The organism is Flavobacterium terrae, assembly GCF_900142035.1.
GTDB classification, from domain to species: Bacteria; Bacteroidota; Bacteroidia; order Flavobacteriales; family Flavobacteriaceae; genus Flavobacterium; species Flavobacterium terrae.
On the sequence record NZ_FQZI01000006.1, the window covers coordinates 1 to 24,118 of the forward strand.

23 protein-coding genes are annotated in these 24,118 nt (G+C 31.7%); 14 read left to right on the forward strand and 9 right to left on the reverse strand.

Features of this window, described 5'->3' with window-relative positions:
• The 3 genes from BUC09_RS13075 to BUC09_RS13085 form a co-directional block, all read left to right on the forward strand.
• Positions 1–2,118, forward strand: a 2,118-nt coding sequence (locus BUC09_RS13075) for a T9SS type B sorting domain-containing protein (protein ID WP_143161935.1), incomplete at its 5' end; no start/stop codon positions are given.
• Positions 2,119–2,123: 5 nt separating this feature from the next.
• A complete protein-coding gene (locus tag BUC09_RS13080; protein ID WP_073312059.1) occupies positions 2,124–3,035 on the forward strand; it encodes a PorP/SprF family type IX secretion system membrane protein in 912 nt (303 codons plus the stop codon).
• 17 nt (positions 3,036–3,052) lie between these two features.
• Positions 3,053–4,996, forward strand: a complete 1,944-nt coding sequence (locus BUC09_RS13085) for an OmpA family protein (RefSeq protein ID WP_073312060.1) — start codon at positions 3,053–3,055, stop codon at positions 4,994–4,996.
• Between the two features lie 42 nt (positions 4,997–5,038).
• Here the strand turns inward: BUC09_RS13085 and ettA are convergent, their stop codons facing one another.
• Positions 5,039–6,727 (reverse strand): energy-dependent translational throttle protein EttA, encoded by a 1,689-nt coding sequence (gene ettA / locus BUC09_RS13090; protein WP_073312061.1) that lies wholly within the window; start codon positions 6,725–6,727, stop codon positions 5,039–5,041.
• A gap of 142 nt (positions 6,728–6,869) precedes the next feature.
• Here ettA and BUC09_RS13095 point away from each other — a divergent pair, with 142 nt between their 5' ends.
• The 3 genes from BUC09_RS13095 (at position 6,870) to BUC09_RS13105 (ending at position 8,151) form a co-directional block, all read left to right on the forward strand.
• Positions 6,870–7,283 carry a VOC family protein gene (locus BUC09_RS13095; RefSeq protein ID WP_073312062.1) on the forward strand — a complete coding sequence of 138 codons (414 nt, stop codon included), beginning with the start codon at positions 6,870–6,872 and terminating at the stop codon, positions 7,281–7,283.
• A 109-nt stretch (positions 7,284–7,392) separates the two neighbouring features.
• Positions 7,393–7,947 (forward strand): DUF2975 domain-containing protein, encoded by a 555-nt coding sequence (locus BUC09_RS13100; RefSeq protein ID WP_073312063.1) that lies wholly within the window; start codon positions 7,393–7,395, stop codon positions 7,945–7,947.
• Positions 7,948–7,950: 3 nt separating this feature from the next.
• A complete protein-coding gene (locus BUC09_RS13105; RefSeq protein ID WP_073312064.1) occupies positions 7,951–8,151 on the forward strand; it encodes a helix-turn-helix domain-containing protein in 201 nt (66 codons plus the stop codon).
• A 48-nt stretch (positions 8,152–8,199) separates the two neighbouring features.
• Here BUC09_RS13105 and BUC09_RS13110 read toward each other — a convergent pair whose 3' ends face one another.
• The 3 genes from BUC09_RS13110 to holA form a co-directional block, all read right to left on the reverse strand.
• Positions 8,200–8,376, reverse strand: a complete 177-nt coding sequence (locus BUC09_RS13110; protein ID WP_234972662.1) for a CAL67264 family membrane protein — start codon at positions 8,374–8,376, stop codon at positions 8,200–8,202.
• An 88-nt stretch (positions 8,377–8,464) separates the two neighbouring features.
• Positions 8,465–8,881 carry a hypothetical protein gene (locus tag BUC09_RS13115; RefSeq protein WP_073312066.1) on the reverse strand — a complete coding sequence of 139 codons (417 nt, stop codon included), beginning with the start codon at positions 8,879–8,881 and terminating at the stop codon, positions 8,465–8,467.
• Positions 8,882–8,893: 12 nt separating this feature from the next.
• On the reverse strand, positions 8,894–9,898 hold the full coding sequence (holA, locus tag BUC09_RS13120) for a DNA polymerase III subunit delta (RefSeq protein ID WP_073312067.1): 1,005 nt from the start codon (positions 9,896–9,898) through the stop codon (positions 8,894–8,896).
• Between the two features lie 38 nt (positions 9,899–9,936).
• Between holA and BUC09_RS13125 the strand changes: the two genes are divergently transcribed.
• From BUC09_RS13125 to BUC09_RS13135, 3 genes are read left to right on the forward strand one after another with little or no spacing between them, the layout of a single operon-like run.
• Complete coding sequence (locus tag BUC09_RS13125) at positions 9,937–10,389, forward strand: type I restriction enzyme HsdR N-terminal domain-containing protein (protein WP_073312068.1); 453 nt, start codon at positions 9,937–9,939, stop codon at positions 10,387–10,389.
• 10 nt (positions 10,390–10,399) lie between these two features.
• The gene (locus tag BUC09_RS13130) at positions 10,400–11,389 is read left to right on the forward strand and encodes a glycosyltransferase family 2 protein (protein WP_073312069.1); all 990 of its coding nucleotides are present in this window, start codon (positions 10,400–10,402) and stop codon (positions 11,387–11,389) included.
• A gap of 18 nt (positions 11,390–11,407) precedes the next feature.
• Positions 11,408–12,262: an OmpA/MotB family protein gene (locus tag BUC09_RS13135; RefSeq protein ID WP_073312070.1), complete on the forward strand. Its 855-nt coding sequence runs from the start codon at positions 11,408–11,410 to the stop codon at positions 12,260–12,262.
• A gap of 58 nt (positions 12,263–12,320) precedes the next feature.
• Here the strand turns inward: BUC09_RS13135 and BUC09_RS13140 are convergent, their stop codons facing one another.
• The 4 genes from BUC09_RS13140 to BUC09_RS13155 form a co-directional block, all read right to left on the reverse strand.
• Entirely contained in the window at positions 12,321–12,941 is a 621-nt protein-coding gene (locus BUC09_RS13140; protein ID WP_073312071.1) for an L-threonylcarbamoyladenylate synthase, read from the reverse strand.
• A gap of 46 nt (positions 12,942–12,987) precedes the next feature.
• Positions 12,988–13,599 carry a hypothetical protein gene (locus tag BUC09_RS13145; protein WP_073312072.1) on the reverse strand — a complete coding sequence of 204 codons (612 nt, stop codon included), beginning with the start codon at positions 13,597–13,599 and terminating at the stop codon, positions 12,988–12,990.
• Positions 13,600–13,603: 4 nt separating this feature from the next.
• On the reverse strand, positions 13,604–15,940 hold the full coding sequence (locus tag BUC09_RS13150) for an ATP-dependent helicase (RefSeq protein ID WP_073312073.1): 2,337 nt from the start codon (positions 15,938–15,940) through the stop codon (positions 13,604–13,606).
• 81 nt (positions 15,941–16,021) lie between these two features.
• Positions 16,022–17,212 (reverse strand): carboxypeptidase-like regulatory domain-containing protein, encoded by a 1,191-nt coding sequence (locus BUC09_RS13155; protein ID WP_073312074.1) that lies wholly within the window; start codon positions 17,210–17,212, stop codon positions 16,022–16,024.
• Positions 17,213–17,316: 104 nt separating this feature from the next.
• Here BUC09_RS13155 and BUC09_RS13160 point away from each other — a divergent pair, with 104 nt between their 5' ends.
• The gene (locus BUC09_RS13160) at positions 17,317–17,838 is read left to right on the forward strand and encodes a DUF7935 family protein (protein WP_073312075.1); all 522 of its coding nucleotides are present in this window, start codon (positions 17,317–17,319) and stop codon (positions 17,836–17,838) included.
• Between the two features lie 29 nt (positions 17,839–17,867).
• Here BUC09_RS13160 and BUC09_RS13165 read toward each other — a convergent pair whose 3' ends face one another.
• Positions 17,868–19,943, reverse strand: a complete 2,076-nt coding sequence (locus BUC09_RS13165) for a M1 family metallopeptidase (RefSeq protein WP_073312076.1) — start codon at positions 19,941–19,943, stop codon at positions 17,868–17,870.
• A 71-nt stretch (positions 19,944–20,014) separates the two neighbouring features.
• Between BUC09_RS13165 and BUC09_RS13170 the strand changes: the two genes are divergently transcribed.
• From BUC09_RS13170 to recG, 4 genes are read left to right on the forward strand one after another with little or no spacing between them, the layout of a single operon-like run.
• Complete coding sequence (locus BUC09_RS13170) at positions 20,015–20,746, forward strand: Dph6-related ATP pyrophosphatase (protein ID WP_073312077.1); 732 nt, start codon at positions 20,015–20,017, stop codon at positions 20,744–20,746.
• A gap of 5 nt (positions 20,747–20,751) precedes the next feature.
• Positions 20,752–21,252 (forward strand): hypothetical protein, encoded by a 501-nt coding sequence (locus tag BUC09_RS13175; RefSeq protein WP_073312078.1) that lies wholly within the window; start codon positions 20,752–20,754, stop codon positions 21,250–21,252.
• Between the two features lie 3 nt (positions 21,253–21,255).
• Positions 21,256–21,957 (forward strand): aspartyl/asparaginyl beta-hydroxylase domain-containing protein, encoded by a 702-nt coding sequence (locus tag BUC09_RS13180; protein WP_073312079.1) that lies wholly within the window; start codon positions 21,256–21,258, stop codon positions 21,955–21,957.
• A gap of 4 nt (positions 21,958–21,961) precedes the next feature.
• Positions 21,962–24,070, forward strand: coding sequence for an ATP-dependent DNA helicase RecG (gene recG, locus BUC09_RS13185; protein WP_073312080.1), 2,109 nt, complete (start codon positions 21,962–21,964; stop codon positions 24,068–24,070).
• Positions 24,071–24,118 lie beyond the last annotated feature (48 nt).

Genomic DNA, 24,118 nt, shown 5'->3' on the forward strand with positions numbered 1-24,118 from the left:
CTGGATAACATTGCGCCTACATTCACTGCTCCTGCTAATACTACAATATATGCAGACGCACAATGTAACTACGATGCTTCGGTACAAGTAGTGGGCGATGTAACTGATGAAGCAGATAATTGCTCAACTGGTTTACAAGCAACTTATACTGATTCGGTAGCCGATGGTGCTTGTCAAGGATCACACATCATTACTAGAACTTGGTCATTAGTAGACAATTGTGGTAATCAAGCTGCTACACAAACGCAAACTATTACAGTACTGGATAACATTGCGCCTACGTTCACTGCTCCTGCTAATACTACAATATATGCAGACGCACAATGTAACTACGATGCTTCGGTACAAGTGGTGGGTGATGTAACTGATGAAGCAGATAACTGCTCAACTGGTCTACAAGCAACTTATACTGATTCGGTAGCTGATGGGGCTTGTCAAGGATCTCACATCATTACTAGAACTTGGGCTTTAGTAGACAATTGTGGTAATCAAGCTGCTACACAAACGCAAACTATCACAGTACTGGATAACATTGCGCCTACATTTACTGCTCCTGCTAATACTACAATATATGCTGACGCACAATGTAACTACGATGCTTCGGTACAAGTGGTGGGTGATGTAACTGATGAAGCAGATAATTGCTCAACTGGTCTACAAGCAACTTATACTGATTCGGTAGCTGATGGGGCTTGTCAAGGATCACACATCATTACTAGAACTTGGTCATTAGTAGACAATTGTGGTAATCAAGCCGCTACACAAACGCAAACTATTACAGTACTGGATAACATTGCGCCTACATTTACTGCTCCTGCTAATACTACAATATATGCTGACGCACAATGTAACTACGATGCTTCGGTACAAGTAGTGGGTGATGTAACTGATGAAGCAGATAATTGCTCAACTGGTTTACAAGCAACTTATACTGATTCGGTAGCCGATGGGGCTTGTCAAGGATCTCACATTATTACAAGAACTTGGTCATTAGTAGACAATTGTGGTAATCAAGCCGCTACACAAACGCAAACTATTACAGTACTGGATAACATTGCGCCTACATTCACTGCTCCTGCTAATACTACAATATATGCAGACGCACAATGTAACTACGATGCTTCGGTACAAGTAGTGGGTGATGTAACTGATGAAGCAGATAATTGCTCAACTGGTCTACAAGCAACTTATACTGATTCGGTAGCCGATGGGGCTTGTCAAGGATCTCACATCATTACAAGAACTTGGTCATTAGTAGACAATTGTGGTAATCAAGCCGCTACACAAACGCAAACTATTACGGTGCTTGATAACATCGCGCCTACATTAATTGGAGAATTTGAAACTTCTATTAGTGTTTCATGCTCAAACATTCCTAGCGATGAGCCTCAATTTCAAGATGGATGTTCAGGTGTAACAGTAATTGCATCACCAGAAAACAACACACCAGTTAATGAAACTGATTATGGCTATGTTCTAAACCAACAATGGATCGCAACAGATGCTTGTGGTAATCAAACAGTAGTAATAAGAACAATCAATGTAACAATCAACGAACCTTTTGAAAACATATTTGTTGAAGGTCCAGTTTGTACTGATGGTGGCCCAGTTGATTTATTCAGTTACTTAGATCCAAGTATTGACCAGTCAGGCACTTGGGTTGACGTAAATAATTCAGGTGGATTATCTGGAAGTATTCTAGATCCAATGGGAATTATTGCGGGAGTTTACAAATACAGATACATAATATCTACTGGCACTTGTCCACGTTTAATTGAAGTTATATTAACAATAAAAGATGATTGTATAGTATTACCTTGTTCAATAAGTGACATTAAAATATCTAAAGTGGTTACTCCAAACAATGATGGGTACAACGATACTTTCTTTATAGGAGGAACTGAAGAATGTGGATTTAAATATAACGTTAAAATATTTAATAGATGGGGAGCTTTAGTTTATGAAAACCCTAACTATAAAAATGATTGGGATGGAAAAGCGAAAAGTGCAATTTCATCAAGCAACTTACCAGCGGGGTCATATTATTACATAGTTGATATTGTTGATAGTGGACTTGACGTATTCACTGGTTATATTTATTTAGGAACTAAAAATTAAGTATCATGAGACAATTAATTATATCAGCCATAGTAGTTCTAAGTGTGTTTACTAGTAATGCTCAACAAACACCACAATTTACTCAATATATGTACAATACTATATCTGTAAATCCAGGATATGCAGGTAGTAGAGAAGCTTTAACCATAGTAGGTTTACACAGAAGTCAATGGCAAGGTTTTGAAGGAGGACCTGAAACTCAAACAGTTTCTATCAATACGCCTCTTAGAAATGAAAAAATTGGAGTTGGTTTATCTTTCATCAATGACAAATTAGGATATGAAAATTACAGTTACTTGTATGCAGACTTATCCTATACAATTAGCCTAACTGAACAGACTAAATTAGCATTTGGTGTAAAAGGAGGCTTTAGTTATTACTCAATTGACGATCGCTTATTTAATGATCCAGATGTTTATAATGATCCTTATTTTAGAGATAAATTAAATAGATGGACTTTTAATGGAGGTATTGGTTTGTATTTGCATCAACCAAAATGGTATGTTGGACTATCTTCTCCTAAGCTTGTTCAAAATGATTATAATAAAAATGGTAATTATGTTGCTTTAGAACAAAGACATTTTTATGGAATCGCAGGTTATGTATTTGATTTAGGAGAAAGCGTTAAAATGAGACCTACTGGACTTATCAAGTTTACAAAGGGTTCACCAGCTTCTTATGATGCAACTTTATCATTCTTCTTTTTTGAAAGAATGTGGATAGGTGGATCTTATAGATTTGATGATTCTGTTGGTGCACTTGTGGACTTTCAAATTACAAAACAATTTAGACTTGGCTATGCTTATGATTATCCAACATCGGATATCAAACCCTACACAAATGGAACACATGAAATTATGCTAATGTTCGATTTTAAATTTGACAAGTCAAAATACAAATCTCCTCGTTACTTCTAACTTAAAACGATCGAATTATGAAAAATTTACTTAAATATATTATTCTTTCAGTTTTGATTTGTGGAAATGTTTCTACTGTCATGGCACAATATGGCAAACAAAAAAAAGCAGATGCTTTGTATAATAGCTTTTCATTTGTAAAGGCAATAGAAACGTACAAAGAAATGCTTGCCAATAATTATAATTCCAATTATGCAAAAAGAAGATTAGGAGATAGTTATATGATGCTTCGAGATCCAGAAAATGCTTCTTTGTATTATAAAGATGTGGTTACTCAACCTAATATTGATCCAGAGTATTATTTAAATTATGCACTATCATTAAGAGCATTAAAAAAATATGATGAATCTGCAATTTGGTTAAACAAATACAAAGAAACTGGAGTTGTAGATTCACGCATTCAGAAGATAATGGAAGATGAAAATTTTATTTCTAATATTTATCAAGTCAAACAGCAATATTTTTCAAAGCCAGTACCATTTAATTCTGAATTAAGCGATTTTGGTGCATATGAAAAAAATGGAGTCGTAACTTTTGCTTCTAGCAGAGACAAAGGAGTGGGTATAAAAAGAACTTACACTTGGAACCAACAACCATTTCTTGACTTATTTCAAGTAAAACACGACGGAGATAATTATACTGAAGCAAATAAAATAGAAGGTGATGTAAACACAAAATTTCATGAAGGACAAGTCACTGTTTCTAAAGATGGTAAAACAATGTTTTTTACTAGAAACAATTATCTAGGAAGCAAAAAAGGCAAAGATGCTAATGGAACTAATAATTTAAAAATCTATAGAGCAACTCTCGATAAAGACAACAAGTGGACAGATATTAAAGAGCTTCCTTTCAACAACAATAATTATTCTGTTGGACATCCAAGTTTATCTGCAGATGGTAAAACACTTTATTTTGCATCAGACATGCCCGGTGGAAAAGGGAAATCAGATATTTATAAAGTAAGTGTTAATGGAGATTCTTACGGAAAACCAGAAAACTTAGGTGATAAAATTAATACTGAAGGTAATGAATTGTTCCCTTTTGTTCATAACGATGGTAATTTGTTTTTCTCATCTGATGGATTACAAGGATTAGGTCAATTGGATATATTTACTACAGTTCTAGATGACAATGGTAACATCCAAGAAATTATTAATCTAGGCATGCCTGTCAACTCTCCAATGGATGATTTTTCATTCTTCTTAAACGATGCTGGTGACACTGGTTATATTTCTTCAAATCGTGAAGGCGGCATGGGAGATGATGATATTTATGGTTTTGATAGAATTCCTTTATTTTCAGTGAGAGGTACCGTAACTGATGCTATTAACCATCAACCCATAAAAGATGCCAAAATTGTCATAAAAGACAAAGATGGAATTCAAATAGCAGATTTAGTAACCGATGAAAAAGGAAAATACAAAATGAATATTGATAGAGAAACTACATATACAATTGAAGCTTCCCATATGAAATATCAGCCTGAACCATCTAAGATAGCAGATTCAAGAAATTCTAAAGGAAAAAACGAAATTGTAGTTGATTTTGAACTAGACCCTGTTCAAGATGTTGATATACTTGCCGATGTGAATATTGATAATATCTACTTCGATTTTGACAAGCAAAATATTAGAAACGATGCCGCTGTTGAATTAGATAAAATCGCAGAAATGATGCTTGTTACCTACCCTAGTATGGAAATCGAAATTGGTTCTCATACAGATAGTAGAGGTAGTTTTAAATATAATGAAGCATTAGGTATTAGAAGAGCAAATTCTACTTATGAATATTTGGTTTCTAGAGGAATTAATCCTAATAGAATTAAAAAACATGAAGGTTTTGGTGAATATAATTTAGTTAACGACTGTAAAGACGGTGTAGATTGTTCTGAAACAGCTCATCAGCTCAATAGACGTTCTGTGTTTAAAGTATTGTCTATGCAGCGAATGGCTGAAAAGTAATCTACAAAAAAATGCCTCGACTTATCGAGGCATTTTTTATTATTATCTAACTAATTTCTTGTATTTAAGTTTAGTTGGAGCAACATCTCCTAAACGTTTCTTACGATTTTCTTCATAATCAGAGAAACCTCCTTCAAAGAAATATACTTGAGAATCACCTTCAAAAGCTAAAATATGTGTACAAATTCTATCTAAGAACCAACGGTCGTGAGAGATTACTACAGCACATCCAGCAAAATTTTCTAAACCTTCCTCTAATGCACGAAGTGTATTAATATCCAAGTCATTCGTAGGCTCATCCAGTAACAATACGTTACCTTCCTCACGTAGAGTCATTGCTAAGTGTAAACGGTTACGTTCACCTCCTGATAATGTACTCACTTTTTTATTTTGATCACTTCCTCCAAAATTGAAACGAGATAAATATGCTCTTGAATTTACTTGACGACCACCCATCATAATCAATTCCTGACCATCACAAAAATTCTCCCAAATAGATTTTTCAGGATCAATATTAGCATGAGTTTGATCTACGTAAGCAATTTTTACTGTTTCTCCAGTTGTAAATTCTCCACTGTCTGGTTGTAATTCATCCATAATCATTTTGAAAATGGTTGTTTTACCAGCTCCATTTGGACCTATGATACCTACAATTCCCGCTTGAGGTAAAGTAAAGTTCAAATCATCATATAGAATTTTATCACCATATGCTTTTGCCACTTTTTTAGCATCAATAACATTCGTTCCTAAACGTGGCCCATTAGGGATATATAATTCTAATTTTTCGTCTAACTCTTTTTGATCTTCATTTAATAAACGATCATAGTTTTGAAGACGAGCTTTTTGTTTTGTTTGACGACCTTTAGCACCTTGACGTACCCATTCTAACTCTCGTTCTAATGTTTTACGACGTTTTGAAGCAACTTTTTCTTCTTGCTCCATACGCTTAGATTTTTGATCTAACCAAGATGAATAGTTTCCTTTCCATGGAATACCTTCTCCTCTATCTAATTCAAGAATCCAACCAGCAACATTGTCTAAGAAATAACGGTCGTGAGTTACTGCAATAATAGTTCCTTTATATTGTTGTAAATGTTGTTCTAACCAATGAACTGATTCAGCATCTAAGTGGTTCGTAGGCTCATCTAATAACAATACATCTGGTTCTTGTAATAACAAACGACATAAAGCCACACGACGACGCTCTCCTCCTGATAATACTTTAATTGGTGTATCTGCATCTGGACAACGTAAAGCATCCATAGCAATTTCTAGCTTTGTATCTAATTCCCAAGCTCCACAAGCATCGATTTTATCTTGTAACTCGGCTTGGCGATCCATTAGTTTTTGCATTTTATCTGCATCTTCATAAACTTCTGGAAGACCAAAATCGTCATTAATTTTATTAAATTCTTCTAATAACTTAACTGCTTCAGCTGCTCCCTCACGAACAATTTCAATAACTGTTTTATTTTCGTCAAGTTGTGGCTCTTGCTCTAAATAACCCACAGTATAACCTGGAGCAAAAACAACATCTCCTTGGTAGTTTTTATCTACACCAGCAATGATTTTTAATAATGATGATTTACCTGAACCGTTTAAACCTAAGATACCAATTTTAGCACCATAGAAAAAACTTAAATAAATATCCTTTAAAACTGTTTTGTTTGTTGAAGAGTAAGTCTTGCTTACCTTCGACATCGAAAATATTACTTTCTTATCGTCTGACATCTTAAATTAATTATAACTATTTTATTGAGCACAAATATACATATTCGGCATATATTTTTTAGCATAAAAATTGTGTTCAAATTCTAAAGTTAAAACCATCGTAATTTATATTTTTACTTAAAATCAATCTAACAGAATAATTATGAAAAACGACAAAAAAAAATCATCAACAAACGATTTATCACCTAAAGTTACAGGTATTGGTGGTATTTTCTTTTTCACTGAAAACCCAAAAGAAACAAGAGAATGGTATACTAAAAATTTAGGACTTGATACGAATGATTGGGGATCAACCTTCAAAACTAGGAATATTGATAACCCTGAACAAATAAATTCTTTACAATGGAGTCCATTTAAAAGTGGTAGCGAATATTTTTCTCCTTCAAAAAAAGAATTTATGATCAATTATACTGTTCAAAACATTGAAGCATTAGTAGAAAAGTTAAAAGAAAACGGTGTTACTGTTGTGGATGAAATTACTTCTTACGACTATGGAAAGTTTGTACATATCATGGATGCAGATGGTAATAAAATTGAACTTTGGGAACCATGCTAAACACCATACAACGCTAAAAAATAAATATTTATCTGTAAAAAATAGATATTTATTGTTTTTCAATAAATTTTTATTATTTTTGACTTATCAATCTTAAATAATATTTTTTATGGAAATCAAAATTGGAACAAATCAAATTTTAAAAGTACTACATGTACTTTCATGGATTATTTTTTTTGGACTATGCATAGAGGCTTCAGCAATTGCTTTTAATGCTAGTTATACATTTATTAAAGGATCTTATAATGTTCATGGTTATTGGAATGGAGCTGATTTTTCAAATCTTTACAATTTTGATAAAGGATATTTCTTTGTAATTATACTATTAATGATCATTGTAGGAGTCTTAAAATGTATTATGTTTTACCTGATTGTAAAGATTTTTATGGATAAAAAATTAAGTTTATCACAACCTTTCAGTGAAGCATTAAAGAAATTTATTCTATTACAATCAATTATAGCTTTTGGTATTGGATTATTTTGCGCATTTGCAAACAAATACCGCATACATTTGACAAAGCAAGGTGTAGAAATACCTGAATTAGAAGTATTAAAACTTGAAGGTTCTAGCATTTGGATTTTTATGTCAATAATCCTTTTTATAATTGTTCAAATTGTCAAAAAAGGTATTGAAATACGAGAAGAAAATGATTTAACAATTTAGTATATGGCAATAATTGTAAACTTAGATGTAATGATGGCAAAAAGAAAAATGTCATTAAATGAACTTTCAGAAAAAGTTGATTTGACTTTGTCTAATTTATCCATTTTAAAAACAGGCAAAGCAAAAGCAATTCGCTTTTCAACATTAGAAGCTATTTGTAAAGCACTAGATTGCCAGCCAGGAGATATTCTTGAATATGTATAATAAAAAAGAGAACCAAAATTGGTTCTCTTTTTTATTATGATAATTATTTTAAACTCTACCTTTTAATGCATTAAAAACCCATGCATTTGCTAGAAATCCTATACCCACAGCAGCAAAGCCCCATCCAGCAACATCTGCATAACGATAAATTCCTAATCCAATTAATAATAATCCCATTATTATCATGATTAAGGTTGCCCAGCCTAAAACAGTATTTTTATTCATTCCTATACTCATTTTTTAATGTTTTATCGGTTTATAAAATTTGGAGTGCAAATATCGTCAATAAAACAATTTAAAAAAAGTAATACTCTTACTTTTTAAATTGCATAGCTAGTTTAAAGCCTAAATATGCCATAGGTAAATAGGCTAAAGCCAAATCTAAAATGCAAAACCACGTTGGAGCAGGAAAAGAAAACACATTTGAAATTCCTCCTAACAAGAAAAAAAATCCAATTAGCATTGCTAAAAACATTTTTTTAGATACTGCAAACTTAGACACAACAAATGCACCTGTAAAGCTTCCTAAAGCATGAGCTAAGAAAGGAGCTATAAAATGTTTAGTTTCTAATAAGTGCATTCCTTGTTTTAAGCTATCAACATTAGCCGGGTCAATACCTTCAGGCAATTTTATAATTGAGGTCCCCATTAAAATTATTGCCATATTCACTATGCTTCCTACAAAAATTCCTGAAATAACAATTAAAATGTTTTTGATAGTTGGATTCATATGCTTAGATTTTTAATTAAATATTTTAGCTAGCATTTCTTTTAATAAATCTGATTGAGCCAAAGAGTTAGCCCCTACTCCTTTACTTTTCAAATCAATATCTTTTAACGTTGAAACAATCCCACTCACCTTTTTCATTGGATAGTTTCTAGCTGCCAATTCATAATCTTTAACAAAAAAAGGATTGATTTTAAGCGCCGAAGCAACATTACGTGGATTTTTATCTTTTAAACCATGGTATTGCAACAATTGCGAAAAGAAACTAAAAACCAAACCTATGGTTAAAACAATAGGATTATCTTTAGGATTAGCAGCGAAATGATTTGCAATTAAGTATGATTTGTATTGATCTCTTTCGCCAATAGATTTTCTTAATTCAAAAGGGTTAAAATCTTTACTAAAACCTATATTTTCTTCAATAATTGCTGGTGTAATAACTTCACCAGGTTTTAAGATAATAACTAGTTTATCAATCTCATTTGCAATTCGGCTTAAATCATTCCCAAGAAAATCAACAAACATTTGAACTGCCTTTGGCTCAATATTGAGCTTCTTACCTTGCAATACTCTTTTTAACCAGTCACCTACTTGATTTTCATATAATTTTTTACTCTCAAAAACCACACCCTTCTTTTCTAAAACCTTAGTTACCTTTTTGCGTTTATCTAATGTTTTATATTTATAACAAATCACTAAAACGGTTGTATCCTGCGGGTTTTCGGCATAAGATTCTAATTTATCAATGGTTCTTGATAACTCTTGAGCTTCTTTTACAATTACAACTTGTCTATCTGCCATCATAGGATAACGCTTTGCGTTACCTACAATATCCTCAACAGAAACATCACGACCATAAAGTATGGTTTGATTAAAGTCTCTTTCGTGTTCTTGCAATATATTTTGCTCGATGTATTCTGAAAGTTTATCAATATAATAAGGCTCTTCACCCATCAAAAAATAAATAGGTTTAATATTACCTGCTTGTATGTCTTTTATTATTTTAAGTACTTCGTCCAAAATTTGATTATTTGTTTATTTGATGATAGCTTTGCCAGATGCAACAACTAAATTTCCCACCTTACAACTTTCGGTTCAAAAATAGCGAAAATAAAATCTCTATTTTCGATGAAATCCGTAAAAAATTTGTAGTTCTTACTCCAGAAGAATGGGTTCGTCAAAATGTTGTGAAGTTTTTATTAGAAGAAAAAAAATACCCAAAATCGCATATAAATGTCGAAAAGTTAATTAAAATTAACGATTTAAGTAAAAGATACGACATAGTAGTTTTTGAGCCCAACGGTAAAATATTTTTATTAATTGAATGTAAAGCACCAGAAATCAAAATTACTCAACAAACTTTTGATCAAATTGCTCGTTATAATTTAGTGTTAAATGCAAGTTATTTAATGGTCACTAATGGATTAAACCATTATTTTTGTCAAATGGATTTTGAAAAAGAAAAATATAATTTTCTTCAAGAATTACCCAATTACAAAATAAACAATTAAAAAATCTACCTTGAAAGTAGCTGTAGTTATACTAAACTGGAATGGTGTAAAATTACTAGAACAATTTTTACCCTCGATAATAAAATATTCTCCAGAAGCAACTATATATGTTGCTGACAATGCTTCTACAGACTCTTCTGTTGAATATGTTAAAAACGAATTTCCACAAATTAAAATAATACAAAACCAAGGAAATTTTGGCTTTGCCAAAGGATATAACGAAGCATTACAATTTGTTGAAGAAGAAATCTATGCTTTAGTAAATTCTGATATTGAAGTAACTGAAAATTGGTTAGAACCAATTACTACTCTTTTTGAAAGTGAACCAGAGACAGCAATCATTCAACCAAAAATTCTAGATTTTAAAAACAAAGAATACTTTGAATACGCTGGTGCTGGTGGAGGATTTATAGATAAGTATGCTTTTCCTTTTTGCAGAGGAAGGATTTTTGATACTTTAGAAAAAGACAACGGTCAATATAATGACACAATTTCTATCTTTTGGGCATCAGGGGCTTGTTTTTTTATACGAAAAGAAGTCTATAGAAATCTTAATGGATTTGACCCCGATTTCTTTGCACACCAGGAAGAGATAGATTTATGTTGGAGAGCAATAAATAACAATCATATAATTAAATATTGTGGCCAATCGACAGTATATCATGTTGGAGGAGCTACCTTAGACAGCGGAAATCCTAAAAAGACTTTTTTGAATTTTAGAAATTCCTTGTGGATGATGGTAAAAAATCTTCCTGCCAACAAACTAGCACCTATTTTATTTATCAGAATGATATTTGATGGCATTGCTGGTGTTAGATTTTTACTTCAAGGAAAACCAAAACATTTTTTAGCTGTACTAAAATCTCACTTTTATTTATATTTCCATATAGCTAAGTTCTTAAAAAAGAGAGCATTGGTTCAAAAGGAAAAATATTATAAAATAAACTCTATTGTATATCGTTATTTTATTAAGAATGGTAGAGTTTTTGCGGACTTATAAAAATTAAATACAAAAATTATGAGGAAAACAGTATTAGTATTATCAGCCTTAGCACTAACAGCAACGTCTTGTGTGTCAAAGAAAAAATTTGCCGAATTAGAAGCAAAAAATAAAGAAACTCAAGATTTGCTTAACAGTTGCACAGTTAAATTAAACTCTTGTCTAGAGGAAAAATCAGGATTAAATGCAACATTAGCTGCTTTACAAAGCGAAAATGAAAATTTAAAAAAGAATAATTCTGATTTAATAAACAGTTCTAAAGAAATGACAGTTTTGACTACAAAAGGTGCTCAAAATCTTGAAAAATCTTTAGAAAGTTTAAGAGAAAAAGATTTAAAAATCTCTAGATTACAAGATGCTTTAACTAAAAAAGATTCGGTAACATTAGCACTTGTTACAAGCTTAAAACGTGAAGTTGGTATTGATGATCCAGACATCAATATTAATGTAGAAAAAGGAGTTGTAATGATTTCGATTGCTGATAACTTACTTTTCAAATCAGGAAGTTATGATGTAAGTGATAGAGCTAAAGGAGTTCTAGGTAAAGTTGCCAAAGTAATCAACAGCAAACCAGATTTTGAATGTATGATTGAAGGTCACACTGATAATGTGCCTATCAAAAATGCAGTTCTTTTAGACAACTGGGATTTATCTGTTAAAAGATCAACTTCAATTGTGCGTGTATTACAAAACGACTTAGGAGTTAATCCAAAACAATTAATCCCTGCAGGAAGAAGTTATTTCATTCCTTTGAATGATAATGACACTCCTGAAAACAGAGCTAAAAACAGAAGAACACGTATTATTATCATGCCTAAAATCGATCAGTTCTATGATATGATTGAGAAAGAAATGAAAAATATGAGTAAATAATTTTCAATATAAGAATAAAAAAGCCTTGAATTATCAAGGCTTTTTTATTAAAAATCTTTTATAAAATATCTAGACTTCCTTTTCCTTCACGAATCACGACTGGCTCTCCATCTGACAAATCAATTATGGTTGATGCCTCATTATCTCCATAACCACCATCAATAACAACATCTACTAAGTTTTGCCATTTTTCAAAAATTAATTCAGGGTCGGTAGTATATTCAATAACCTCATCTTCATCATGAATTGAAGAAGAAACTATGGGATTTCCAAGTTTACGAACTATTTCTAAAGCAATTTCATTATCAGGCACACGAATACCCACTGTGGTTTTCTTTTTAAATTCTTTTGGCAAACTATTATTACCTGGTAAAATAAATGTATAAGGCCCAGGCAATGCTCTTTTCAAAATTTTAAACGTCGATGTATCTATTTGCTTTATATAATCTGAAATATTACTTAAATCACTACAAACAAACGAGAAGTTCGCTTTTTCAAGTTTAATCCCCTTGATCTTAGCTATTCGCTCTAAAGCTTTCGTGTTGGTAATATCACAGCCCAAACCATAAACGGTATCAGTTGGATAAATGATTAAACCTCCATCTTTTAGGACTTTAATCACTTTTGCAATTTCCTTTTCGTTGGGATTTTCGGGATATATTTTAATGAATTGAGCCATAAATACAGAAAATAATTATAAAGATACAAGAAAAATAAAAATTTTACTACACTTTTATTAAATCCCAGCTTTCTAATGCATAATGATTCCAAATACCCTCCCGTACTACTAAAACAATTTTATAATCTTTTGGTTGCTGATCAAGATAGGGCTTTATAGTTTGGTAATCAACTTTAATAGACTCTAGATTATTTTTAAATCTGAAATAAATTTTATTGCTTCCTTTTCCTTTTTTAAGATGAAACTCTTCTACTGGTAAATAATATGTTTCTATTCTATTTTTACTTGATTGATATACATTAATAGAGTCCCAAAAAATAGTAGCTAAAAAACCAAAAGTAAGACATGAAAAAACAATGTTTCCAAGAAAAAAAAGAACCAAATTATAAATACTTCTGAAAAAATTGTTTCTTTTTTTAATTTCTAGAAACATTTCTTTCCAACTGACACCAAATATGTTGTATTTTGTAGAAAAAATAAAACCTAAGATAATCGGAATACCTAAAATGAATATATGATATCTTATATCAGTACCAATAAGCTTTATCTCGAAGAAAAGAAAATAGATTAAGTTAAAAAATATAAAACCTAAAAAAATTCTATATTCAAATTCTTCCTTTTTTTTTCTTTTTGAAGCAGATGAAGACTTTTTCTTCATATATCTATCCAATCACATCCAACTTTGCAAAACGAAGTAATAACTTCTTAATCCCTCCTACTTCAAATCGTATCTCTGCTTTTTTATCGGCGCCAGCACCCTCAAGATTCAATACTTCTCCTTTACCAAAACGTTCGTGCATAACAATATTGCCAACAGTTAACTTACTGTCAAATAAATTTGTGTTGCCATTACTTGGAGCATTCCCAGAAACAGGCTTTAGCTTACGAATATTCAAATTCGGTTTTGGATCACTGTCTGTGATGTATTTTGGAGGCGTACCAGATACCGGTTTTGCCAACCTTAATTTGGATTTATCAACATCTCCAAAAATATCCGCATCAAAACTTGGCTTGTAACGATAATTGGTTTCAACTGGAGTTAAATATTCTAAATATTGATCGTTGATTTCTTCAACAAAACGTGATGGTTCACTATCGACTAATTTACCCCAACGATATCGTGATTGTGCATAAGTCAAATATGCCTGATGTTCTGCACGGGTAAGAGCAACATAAAACAATCGGCGTTCTTCCTCTAATTCACTTCGGGTATTCATACTCATGGCACTTGGAAACAAATCTTCTTCCATTCCCACAATAAATACCGTTGGAAATTCCAGTCCTTTTGCCAAGTGAATCGTCATTAAGGCTACACGATCATCATCACCTGTATCGTTATCTAAATCGGTTGCTAGAGCTACATCTTCCAAAAATTCAGATAAGGCTCCACGAGCTCCATCTACTTCTTTTTGCCCTTCTGTAAAATCTTTTATACCGTTCAATAATTCTTCTATATTTTCAATACGAGCAATACCCTCAGGAGTTCCGTCTTTTTTTAATTCTTGAATCAAACCTGTTTTTTTGGTTACATGGTCTGTCAAATAAAAAGCATCTTGATTTTCATTGATGATTTGAAAACTCTTAATCATCGTAACAAAATCTTGTAATTTAGCTTTGGTTCCCGAATTAAGCTTCAAATCAATCTTATCGATATGCTCCATTACTTCAAAAATGGAACGTTTGTAATGATTTGCTGCAACAGTTAACTTCTCGACAGTCGTATCCCCAATTCCTCTTGCTGGATAATTAATTACACGTACTAAAGCTTCCTCATCCTTTGGATTAATAACTAATCGTAGATAAGACAAAACATCTTTAATCTCTTTACGTTGATAAAATGATAAACCACCATAAATTCGGTACGGAATGTCACGCTTACGTAATGCATCCTCCATAGCACGGGATTGGGCATTGGTACGATACAAAATAGCAAACTCGTTATTATGCATTTGTTTTTGCATCTTTTCTTCGAAGATTGTCGATGCAACAAAACGCCCTTCTTCACCATCTGTCAAACTACGATGTACTTTGATTTTAGGCCCATCTTCATTAGCTGTCCAAACTACCTTATCGAGTTTGGTTTTATTATTATCAATAACATTATTCGCTGCTTCTACAATATTTTTTGAAGAACGATAATTTTGTTCTAAACGGTACATTTGAACATTCTCGTAATCCTTTTGGAAATTTAAAATATTGTTGATGTTTGCTCCACGGAAAGCATAAATACTTTGAGCGTCATCACCTACTACGCAAATATTCTGAAATCTGTCTGAAAGCGCACGAACAATCAAATACTGTGAATGATTTGTATCTTGATACTCATCCACCAAAATATATCTGAAACGATCTTGATACTTCATTAACACATCTGGGAAGCGTGTCAAAAGTTCATTGGTTTTCAATAATAAATCATCAAAATCCATCGCTCCTGATTTGAAACAACGTTCTACATAATTTTGATAAATTTCTCCTAAACGTGGCTTTTTGCTCATCGCGTCAGCCTCTTGTAGTTCAGGGTTATTGAAATAAGCTTTAACAGTAATCAAACTGTTTTTATACTGAGATATTCGTCCTAAAACCTGTTTTGGCTTATAAATATCTTTATCTAATTGCATTTCCTTAATGATCTGTCCAATTAAACGAACAGAATCCTGAGAATCATAAATAGTAAAATTGGAAGGATAGCCTAATTTTTCAGATTCAATACGAAGAATTTTAGCAAAAACTGAGTGGAATGTTCCCATCCAAAGGTTTTTGGCTTCATTATTACCTACAATATCCGCAATACGCTTTTTCATTTCACGTGCTGCTTTATTGGTAAATGTTAGTGCCAAAATATTAAACGCATCAACTCCCTGACTCATAAGGTTAGCAATACGTACTGTTAATACTCTTGTTTTACCTGAACCAGCCCCAGCAATAACAATCATTGGCCCGTCTTTTTGTAATACTGGTGCCTGTTGTGCTTCGTTAAGTTGACTTATGTATTTCTGCATGATATTCTTTTCCTTTGCTTGCAAAAATAACCATAAATATGAAGTATAAAAAAGACATTCTAAAAAGAATGTCTTTATCATTTAATTTACTGAATTACTCTCCAATTCTAACTTTTTAATAATTTGAGCTTCATCATCTGTTAAGACCATCGAATTATTTTTTTGCCAAAATTTATCAGAATATTTATTTCCTCTTTTGTAAAGGGATCTATCATTATAAACATCTTTTCTGTTATAATTTAAATCGTCCTTTTTGAAATCAGTAACCACAAGATCACTTTTATATTCTAGTGTCTCGTTGTATTTTTTCTTGTTCCAAATTTTAAGTTTTCCTTTTCTTGTACTGAATGCTAAAACATAATTACCAGCATCTGTTATTTTGTAAGTTGATTTAACTCTTAATCCCAATAATGCAGCTTTAACAATCAGTATATTTATCACTTTAGTGTATTCTAATTTTGTTTGATCAGAAGCAATGTCTACATCAGTAATTAAATACGATTCTGGATTAAAAACCACTGTACCTTTATACAAATACTTTTTTAAATCTTCCTTTGGCTTAAAATTGATAATATAAACTTCACTTCCTGACTTTTCAATTCTAGATTTTAATTCAAAATCATAATCTTTATAATTTTTTCCATCAAAAATTATTTTTTCAAGAGTGTAAAATGTGTACTGTTTTGTTGTAGCATGTCGAACATCTAATCCCGAGGCCAAATCTAACGTTTCATCATCTTCAGTGATTAATTTAGCGGCTCTACTTTGATTTACAATCAAATCAGCTTTTGACCCACTCATGTGATAATCAATCAAACCGTCTGTAAAGCGAGTATATTTATCATTCACTTTTACAAATTCACGATAATATGTATTAAGAACAATTGGCTTATTAAATTTATTTCTAGAAGTTTCAACTGCTTTATACAACAGCTCATGAATGGGCTCTTTAGTCACAATGATATCTTCAAGTTCTAATGTATTAAGGTCTAAAAAGATTGTGTTAGTCTTATCAGCTATTTTATCTAAAGTTATCGTAGTTGTTTTATATTGAAGATGGGAAATTGTGATTTCAGCATTGTTTAATGCGTAAATCTGAAAAGCACCTTCATCATTTGAAACGGTTCCAAAACCTGAATTTTTAACTGTTATTGTTGCACTTTGAATTGGCTCTTTTGTAGCACTATCTTTCAAAAACAAAACATAATTTTGCTGAGAAAACGAAGAAGTAAAAGTTAATAGACAAATAAAAAAGTAAATAATTTTAGACATAATTCAAGACTAATGATTAATGATATTCTTACAAAGAAAGAAATTTATTTTAATCTGAGTTTATATCCTAAAAATTTTATTTTTGCATCAAACAAATCATCATAATGGAGACTAACAAAATAATAGAAATTGTTGCTTATACTTTACCTTCAATAATAACTGGAGCTGTGGCTTACTTTCTTTTTCAATCTTATTTTAAGAATGAAGAAAAGCGCAGAAGATATTTATTGATGAAAAACACTCAAAAAGATGCTCTTCCTTTAAAACTTCAAGCTTACGAGAGAATGTCTATTTTTTTGGAAAGAATTCATCCGTCGAAATTACTGATTAGAGTTGCACCATTTTCTTCTGATAAAAATCATTATGAAGCTTTTATTATAGAACATATCGAACAAGAATTTGAACACAATTTAGCACAACAGATTTATGTTTCAGACGAATGTTGGAATATCATATTAACTGCAAAAAACACTATCATTCAAACCATTCGTAAAACAAATATGAGTGACAGAATTACGAGTGCAGATAAACTTCGCGAAGTTATTTTAAGTGACTTACTAGAAAACGAATCACCAACAACACTTGCTCTTGCTTATTTGAAAAAAGAAGTTAGTCAAATTATATAAACAAAAGTCTCCTCAATTGAGGAGACTTTTTATTTTAATTCACCTTTCAAAAAGTTTTGTTCTCTTTCAGGAAGATTTGGTAGCAAAGTAGTGAATGCCTGTTTGAACTTCTCCTTTTTGAGCATACCTCGAATTGTATTTTTAGCAAAAGCTACAAACTGCCATTTATGATGTGTAGTTGCGTTAACCAATGAGGTTAGTACTTTTTCATCTGTTGGATTTATTTGCAAAAGCATTTCGAGAGCATTTTTACGGACTGTAGCTTCAAATTGAGTTGATGCATAATTTAGCAATTCATCATAAAATTTTGGCTTTTCTTCAGGTTTAAAGGTTTTATCTAAACATGCATATAGCAACCAAATTGTTCTAAAGCTTTTATCATTATTGCCAATTACATTCTCTGTAGCTGATAAATATTTGGTTCTATCCTCAGGGAATTGTTCATACAATTGTTGGAAAACAATTTCTTTTGTCAAATACGAATTGTCATTCAATAAGCTTTCATATTCTGTTTTAAAATCTTTAGAAATTTGTTTAGTTGATTCAACAATAGCTTGACGGATTTTTAAATTATTTGTCTTCATTGCCAATTGCAATAATTCTTTTTTCTGCTCAAAAGGAACATCAATCAGTTGATAAATTACTTCTTGAGACAAGATAAAATAATCATTTGATTTTAAAACAGTTAAAAATAAATTTTTCTTGTTTTCATAGGACTGATTCTGCATCTTTTGCAATTCAAAATATTGCTTCATAACCTTGTTCTTACTCATCAAAGCAACAGCAGTTTGAACATCAAACGATTTTGATTCAAGCCACTCGGTTTTAAATTTAGTAGTATCAAACTTTGGTGAAACTTTTTTTATCTCAGCAAGAAAGTCATTAGTTTCAACCATTTTAAATTGATATTTTTTTAAATAATTCTTAATCGCTTTTTGAAAATTTTTAGCACCTATTGATTCTCTTAAATAATGCAAAGCCCAAGCTCCTTTTTTGTAAAATGATAATGAACTTGCTTTTTCATTTAAAATTGGGATGGTATCATACTTAGAAGCTTTTTTTATTTCTTCAGCATTCTTTAATAATTCATATTGAAAATGATTATCCCCAAACAATTCCTTCTCGGCTAATAAAGCATAATACGTTGCAAAACCTTCTTGCAACCAATGGTGTTTTCCCTCTTTTGCAGTAATCAAATCACCAAACCAATGATGTGCCAACTCATGAGCATTTACATTGATATAATTTTGATCATTAAATCCAGTTTCATCAACCACAAAATCCTGAGAGAATAAAGTCGCCGTTGTATTTTCCATTCCAGCATATAAAAAATCATGAACTGGTATTTGCTTATAGACTTCCCATGGATACTTAAAGCATGTTTCCTTTTCCAGAAAATCAAAAATCTCTTTAGAATATTTATATGTAGCGCTAAATTTATCAGCATCTTCCGGTTTGTAATAAAGATCTATGGGAACTTTTGAAGCAGTATATAACGTTTTATAATCAAACTGGCCAATTGCAAGCATTACCAAATAAGAAGACATTGGCTTTTGCATCTCATATTTCCAAACTTTAGCACTACCCTTTTCGTTCATAGTCGCACTAATTAATTTTCCATTAGAAACAACCTTATAAAAAGGATTAAAAGCTATTGAAAGGTTAAAAATTACTTTTTCATTTACATCATCAAAACTAGGCAACCAATGTGATGTATATTTCCCTTGACCCTGTGTCCAGATTTGTTGTACTCCATTAGAATAATCCCATCCTACAAAATACAAAGTCTGTTTAGGTTTTGCTGAATACAAAAAAGTAATAGCGTTTTTGCCCACTTGATAACCTTGAAAAAGATTAAGAGTCTTTCCTGTATTCTTAAAAGGAACTACAACTCCATTGATACTCACATCTGTGATTTCCATGTTCTTTGCATCAATCTTAATAGTATCGATAGTTTGTTTTACTTCAAAATCGTATTGAACACTTCCAGAAATTAATTTTTCAGAAGGATATAAACTCACTTGAGCATTCATTTTAGTAAAATCAACCTTTTTAAATTGCTGTCCAAAAACAGTTATCGATAGTAATAGAAAAATATAACGCATATATCATTTTGTATGTCTCAAAAATAGTTGGATTTTCCGACTTTTTGTAAGTTTACGCTAAATTTTAAGATTTGAAACCAAAAGCCATTTTTAACTGGAGTAGTGGCAAGGATTCTGCCCTAGCCTTATATAAAGTACTCCAATCTAATGATTACCAAATTCATTCACTTTTAACTAGTGTAAACAGTCATTATAATCGTATTTCGATGCATGGTGTTCGTGCTGAATTGTTAGAAGAACAAGCAAAAAGTATTGGCTTGCCTTTACATAAAATGGAAATCCCAGAAATGCCTTCTATGGAAATCTATGAAGACATTATGAAAACGACTTTAAACAATTTTAAAAAAGAAGGTGTTAGTCATTCTATTTTCGGAGATATTTTTTTGGAAGATTTACGTAAATATCGTGAAGATAAGCTAACAACCATTGGATTCACTGGAGTTTTCCCACTTTGGAAAATAGACACCACAGCATTAATCCAAGAATTTATTGCTCTCGGTTTTAAAACCATTGTAACTTGTGTGAATGAAAAATATTTAGACAAAAGTTTTGTTGGAAGAGTCATCGATCAACAATTTATTAATGATTTACCATCTAATGTTGATGTTTGTGGAGAAAACGGAGAATTTCATACTTTTACTTTTGATGGACCAATATTTTCAAATCCAATTCAATTTGAAATAGGAGAAATTGTGCATCGTAAATATGAAAAACCTAAAAGTTCAGTTTCAAATTCAGCTTGTGACACTGATGACACTGCTTTTGATTATGGATTTTGGTATGTTGATTTAATTCCTAATTAGACACAATGGAAACAATTAAAGAAACAAAAGAGTTAAAAATAATTCTAGACTTCTTACATAGTATAGGTATTAGTGTTGTTGAGAAAGAACTTCCTACAGATACTTTTTTGCCGGGATTATCTATTGGACCTAATTGTTTAGAAGTAGATTTTGACAAGCTTCTTTATCCAGGAGATATATTACATGAAGCAGGTCATTTAGCTGTTACAACTAGTGCAGATAGAGCTTTAATTGGCACCAATAAAATGCCTGAAGAATGGCCAACCCAAGGTGATGAAATAGCAACAATGTTATGGTCATTTTTAGCTTCAGAACACTTACAACTTCCAATTGATTACGTATTTCATCCCAACGGATATAAAAATCAATCTGAATGGTTGATAGAAAATTATTCTAAAGGAAATTATATTGGATTACCTCTTTTAGAATGGATGGGACTTGCTTCAAAAGAAACCAATGATGCAAGTAACACATTTCCAAAAATGATAAAATGGTTAAGAGACTAAAATATGACTGAGCTTGTTCGATACATAAAGTTCCCTATCACATTTGATATAGATGCGTTGAAAAACGATTTCAATACTATTATGTCTAATAATTGGGTTAAACATTATAACACCAATGATTATAATGGAGATTGGTCTTCTATTGCACTCATGTCTCAAGGAGGAAAATCGGATAATATTTATGCTTTACCATCAAATAATGATGAAGTAACTTTTACAGAAATTTTAGATTCTTGCCCAAACTTTAAAGAAGTCATTAATCGATTTAAGTTTCAAAAAACTTCTGTTAGACTTCTTAAATTATCCGTTGGTGCCGAAATAAAACCACATAAAGATTATTGTCTTGGCTATGAAGATGGCTTTTTTAGAATACATATACCTGTAATCACAAACAGTGATGTAGAATTCATTTTAGACAACGAACGATTAATAATGAACGAAGGAGAATGCTGGTATATCAATGCAAATTTCACCCATTCTGTTGCCAATAGAGGAAATGAAGATCGAATTCATTTGGTCATTGACGGAATAAGAAACGAATGGACAGATGAACTTTTTTTTAGCAATGCTAAAAAAGAAGGATTTGAGAAAAAAGTAATTCAAAATACTAAAGAAGATAAAGAAAAAATAATTCAGGAATTAAGAAAAATGAACACTCCTGTTGCCGACAAACTAATTGCTGATTTGTTAAATGAAATAGATTAATTTAATGCAAAACAATCTCCTTGAAACCCCAATAGAATACCTAAAAGGCGTTGGTCCGCAGCGTGGTGAATTATTACGCAAGGAATTGGGCATTCATAAATATGGAGATTTAATAAATCTATTCCCTAATCGATACATTGATAGGACAAGATATTATAAAGTAAACGAACTTGTTCCTAGCAATAGCGAAGTTCAAATCGTTGGTAAAATAATTCATGTAAAAACTGTCGAATTTGGAAAAGGAAAGAAGCGACTAAGCTCAACGTTTATTGATGATACTGGGGAAATAGAAATAGTTTGGTTTCAAGGAATTAAATGGATTCGTGAAAGTCTAAAAATTAATGTTCCGTATGTAATTTTTGGGAAAACCAATCATTTTAATGGTCAATATTCCATGCCTCATCCAGAAATGGAGTTGTTGGAGGATCACAAAGCAAGCCTTCGAAGTGCTATGCAACCTGTCTATCCATCAACAGAAAAGTTAGCTAACAAAGGCATATCAAATAAGGTTATTAATAAAATCATGCAACAGCTATTTGTGGAAACACATGCTTTGTTTGTTGAAACCTTGCCTGGATATCTTTTAGAAGAACTACAATTCATTCCAAAAAATGCCGCATTATTTAATATTCATTTCCCAAAAAGCCAAGAACTTTTAGCAAAGGCTCAATACAGATTAAAGTTTGAAGAGTTGTTCTTTATTCAGCTTCAATTAATTTCTAAAAATCTTATTCGGAAACATAAAATTAAAGGACATGCGTTTGAAAATGTAGGTTATTATTTTAATGAATTTTACAATAATCATTTGCCTTTTGATTTAACCAATGCTCAAAAAAAAGTATTAAAAGAAATTCGTAACGATTTAGGAAATCCGGCACAAATGAATCGTTTATTGCAAGGTGATGTGGGTTCTGGAAAAACAATTGTAGCATTAATGAGTATGCTATTAGCAATTGATAATGGATTCCAAGCGTGTATAATGGCACCAACTGAAATCTTAGCAAACCAACATTTTAATGGAATTTCAGAATTAGCTGAGCCACTTGGAATAAATATAAAACTATTAACAGGATCAACCAAAACTGCTGATAGAAGAATCATTCACGAAGAATTAGAAAATGGCACTTTACATATCATTGTTGGAACCCACGCTTTGTTGGAAGATAAGGTTCAGTTTAAAAATCTTGGACTTGCCATTATTGATGAGCAACACCGATTTGGTGTTGAACAGAGAAGCAAACTTTGGAAAAAGAACGATATTCCACCACATGTTTTGGTCATGACCGCCACTCCTATTCCACGTACGTTGGCTATGAGTTTGTATGGTGATTTAGATATCTCAGTTATTGATGAATTACCTCCAGGACGTAAACCAATTCAAACCGTACATCGTTATGATAGTAACCGACTAAAAGTTTGGAAATTTATTCGTGATGAAATCGAAAAAGGACGCCAAATATATATTGTTTATCCTTTAATTCAAGAATCAGAAACCTTGGATTATAAAGATTTAATGGATGGTTACGAAGGCATTTCTCGCGATTTTCCTTTACCAAAATATTCTGTTTCTATGGTTCATGGAAAAATGAAACCTGCTGAAAAAGATGCAGAAATGAAACGTTTTTCTGAAGGAAAAACAAATATAATGGTTGCCACTACAGTAATTGAAGTTGGTGTCAATGTTCCGAATGCATCTGTGATGATCATTGAAAGCGCCGAACGCTTCGGTCTTTCACAATTACATCAGCTACGTGGTCGTGTGGGACGTGGTGCAGAACAGAGTTATTGTATTTTAATGACTGGACATAAATTGAGTAGTGATAGCAAAACACGTTTGGAAACTATGTGTAAAACAAATGATGGTTTTGAAATTGCAGAAGTAGATTTAAAACTACGTGGCCCTGGTGATATTATGGGAACACAACAAAGTGGTGTGTTAAACCTTCAAATTGCTGATTTGGTCAAAGATAAAGATATCTTACAAATGGCACGTCATTATGCTATAAAATTACTTAAAGAAGATCCATCTATGACAAAACCAGAGCATCAAAAACTTCGAGAAGTTTTTATTGAACTTGGAAAAAAGAAAAATATTTGGAATTATATTAGTTAACATTCAATTCCTAAAATAAATCATACAAAAAAGCCTAAGAAAACTTAG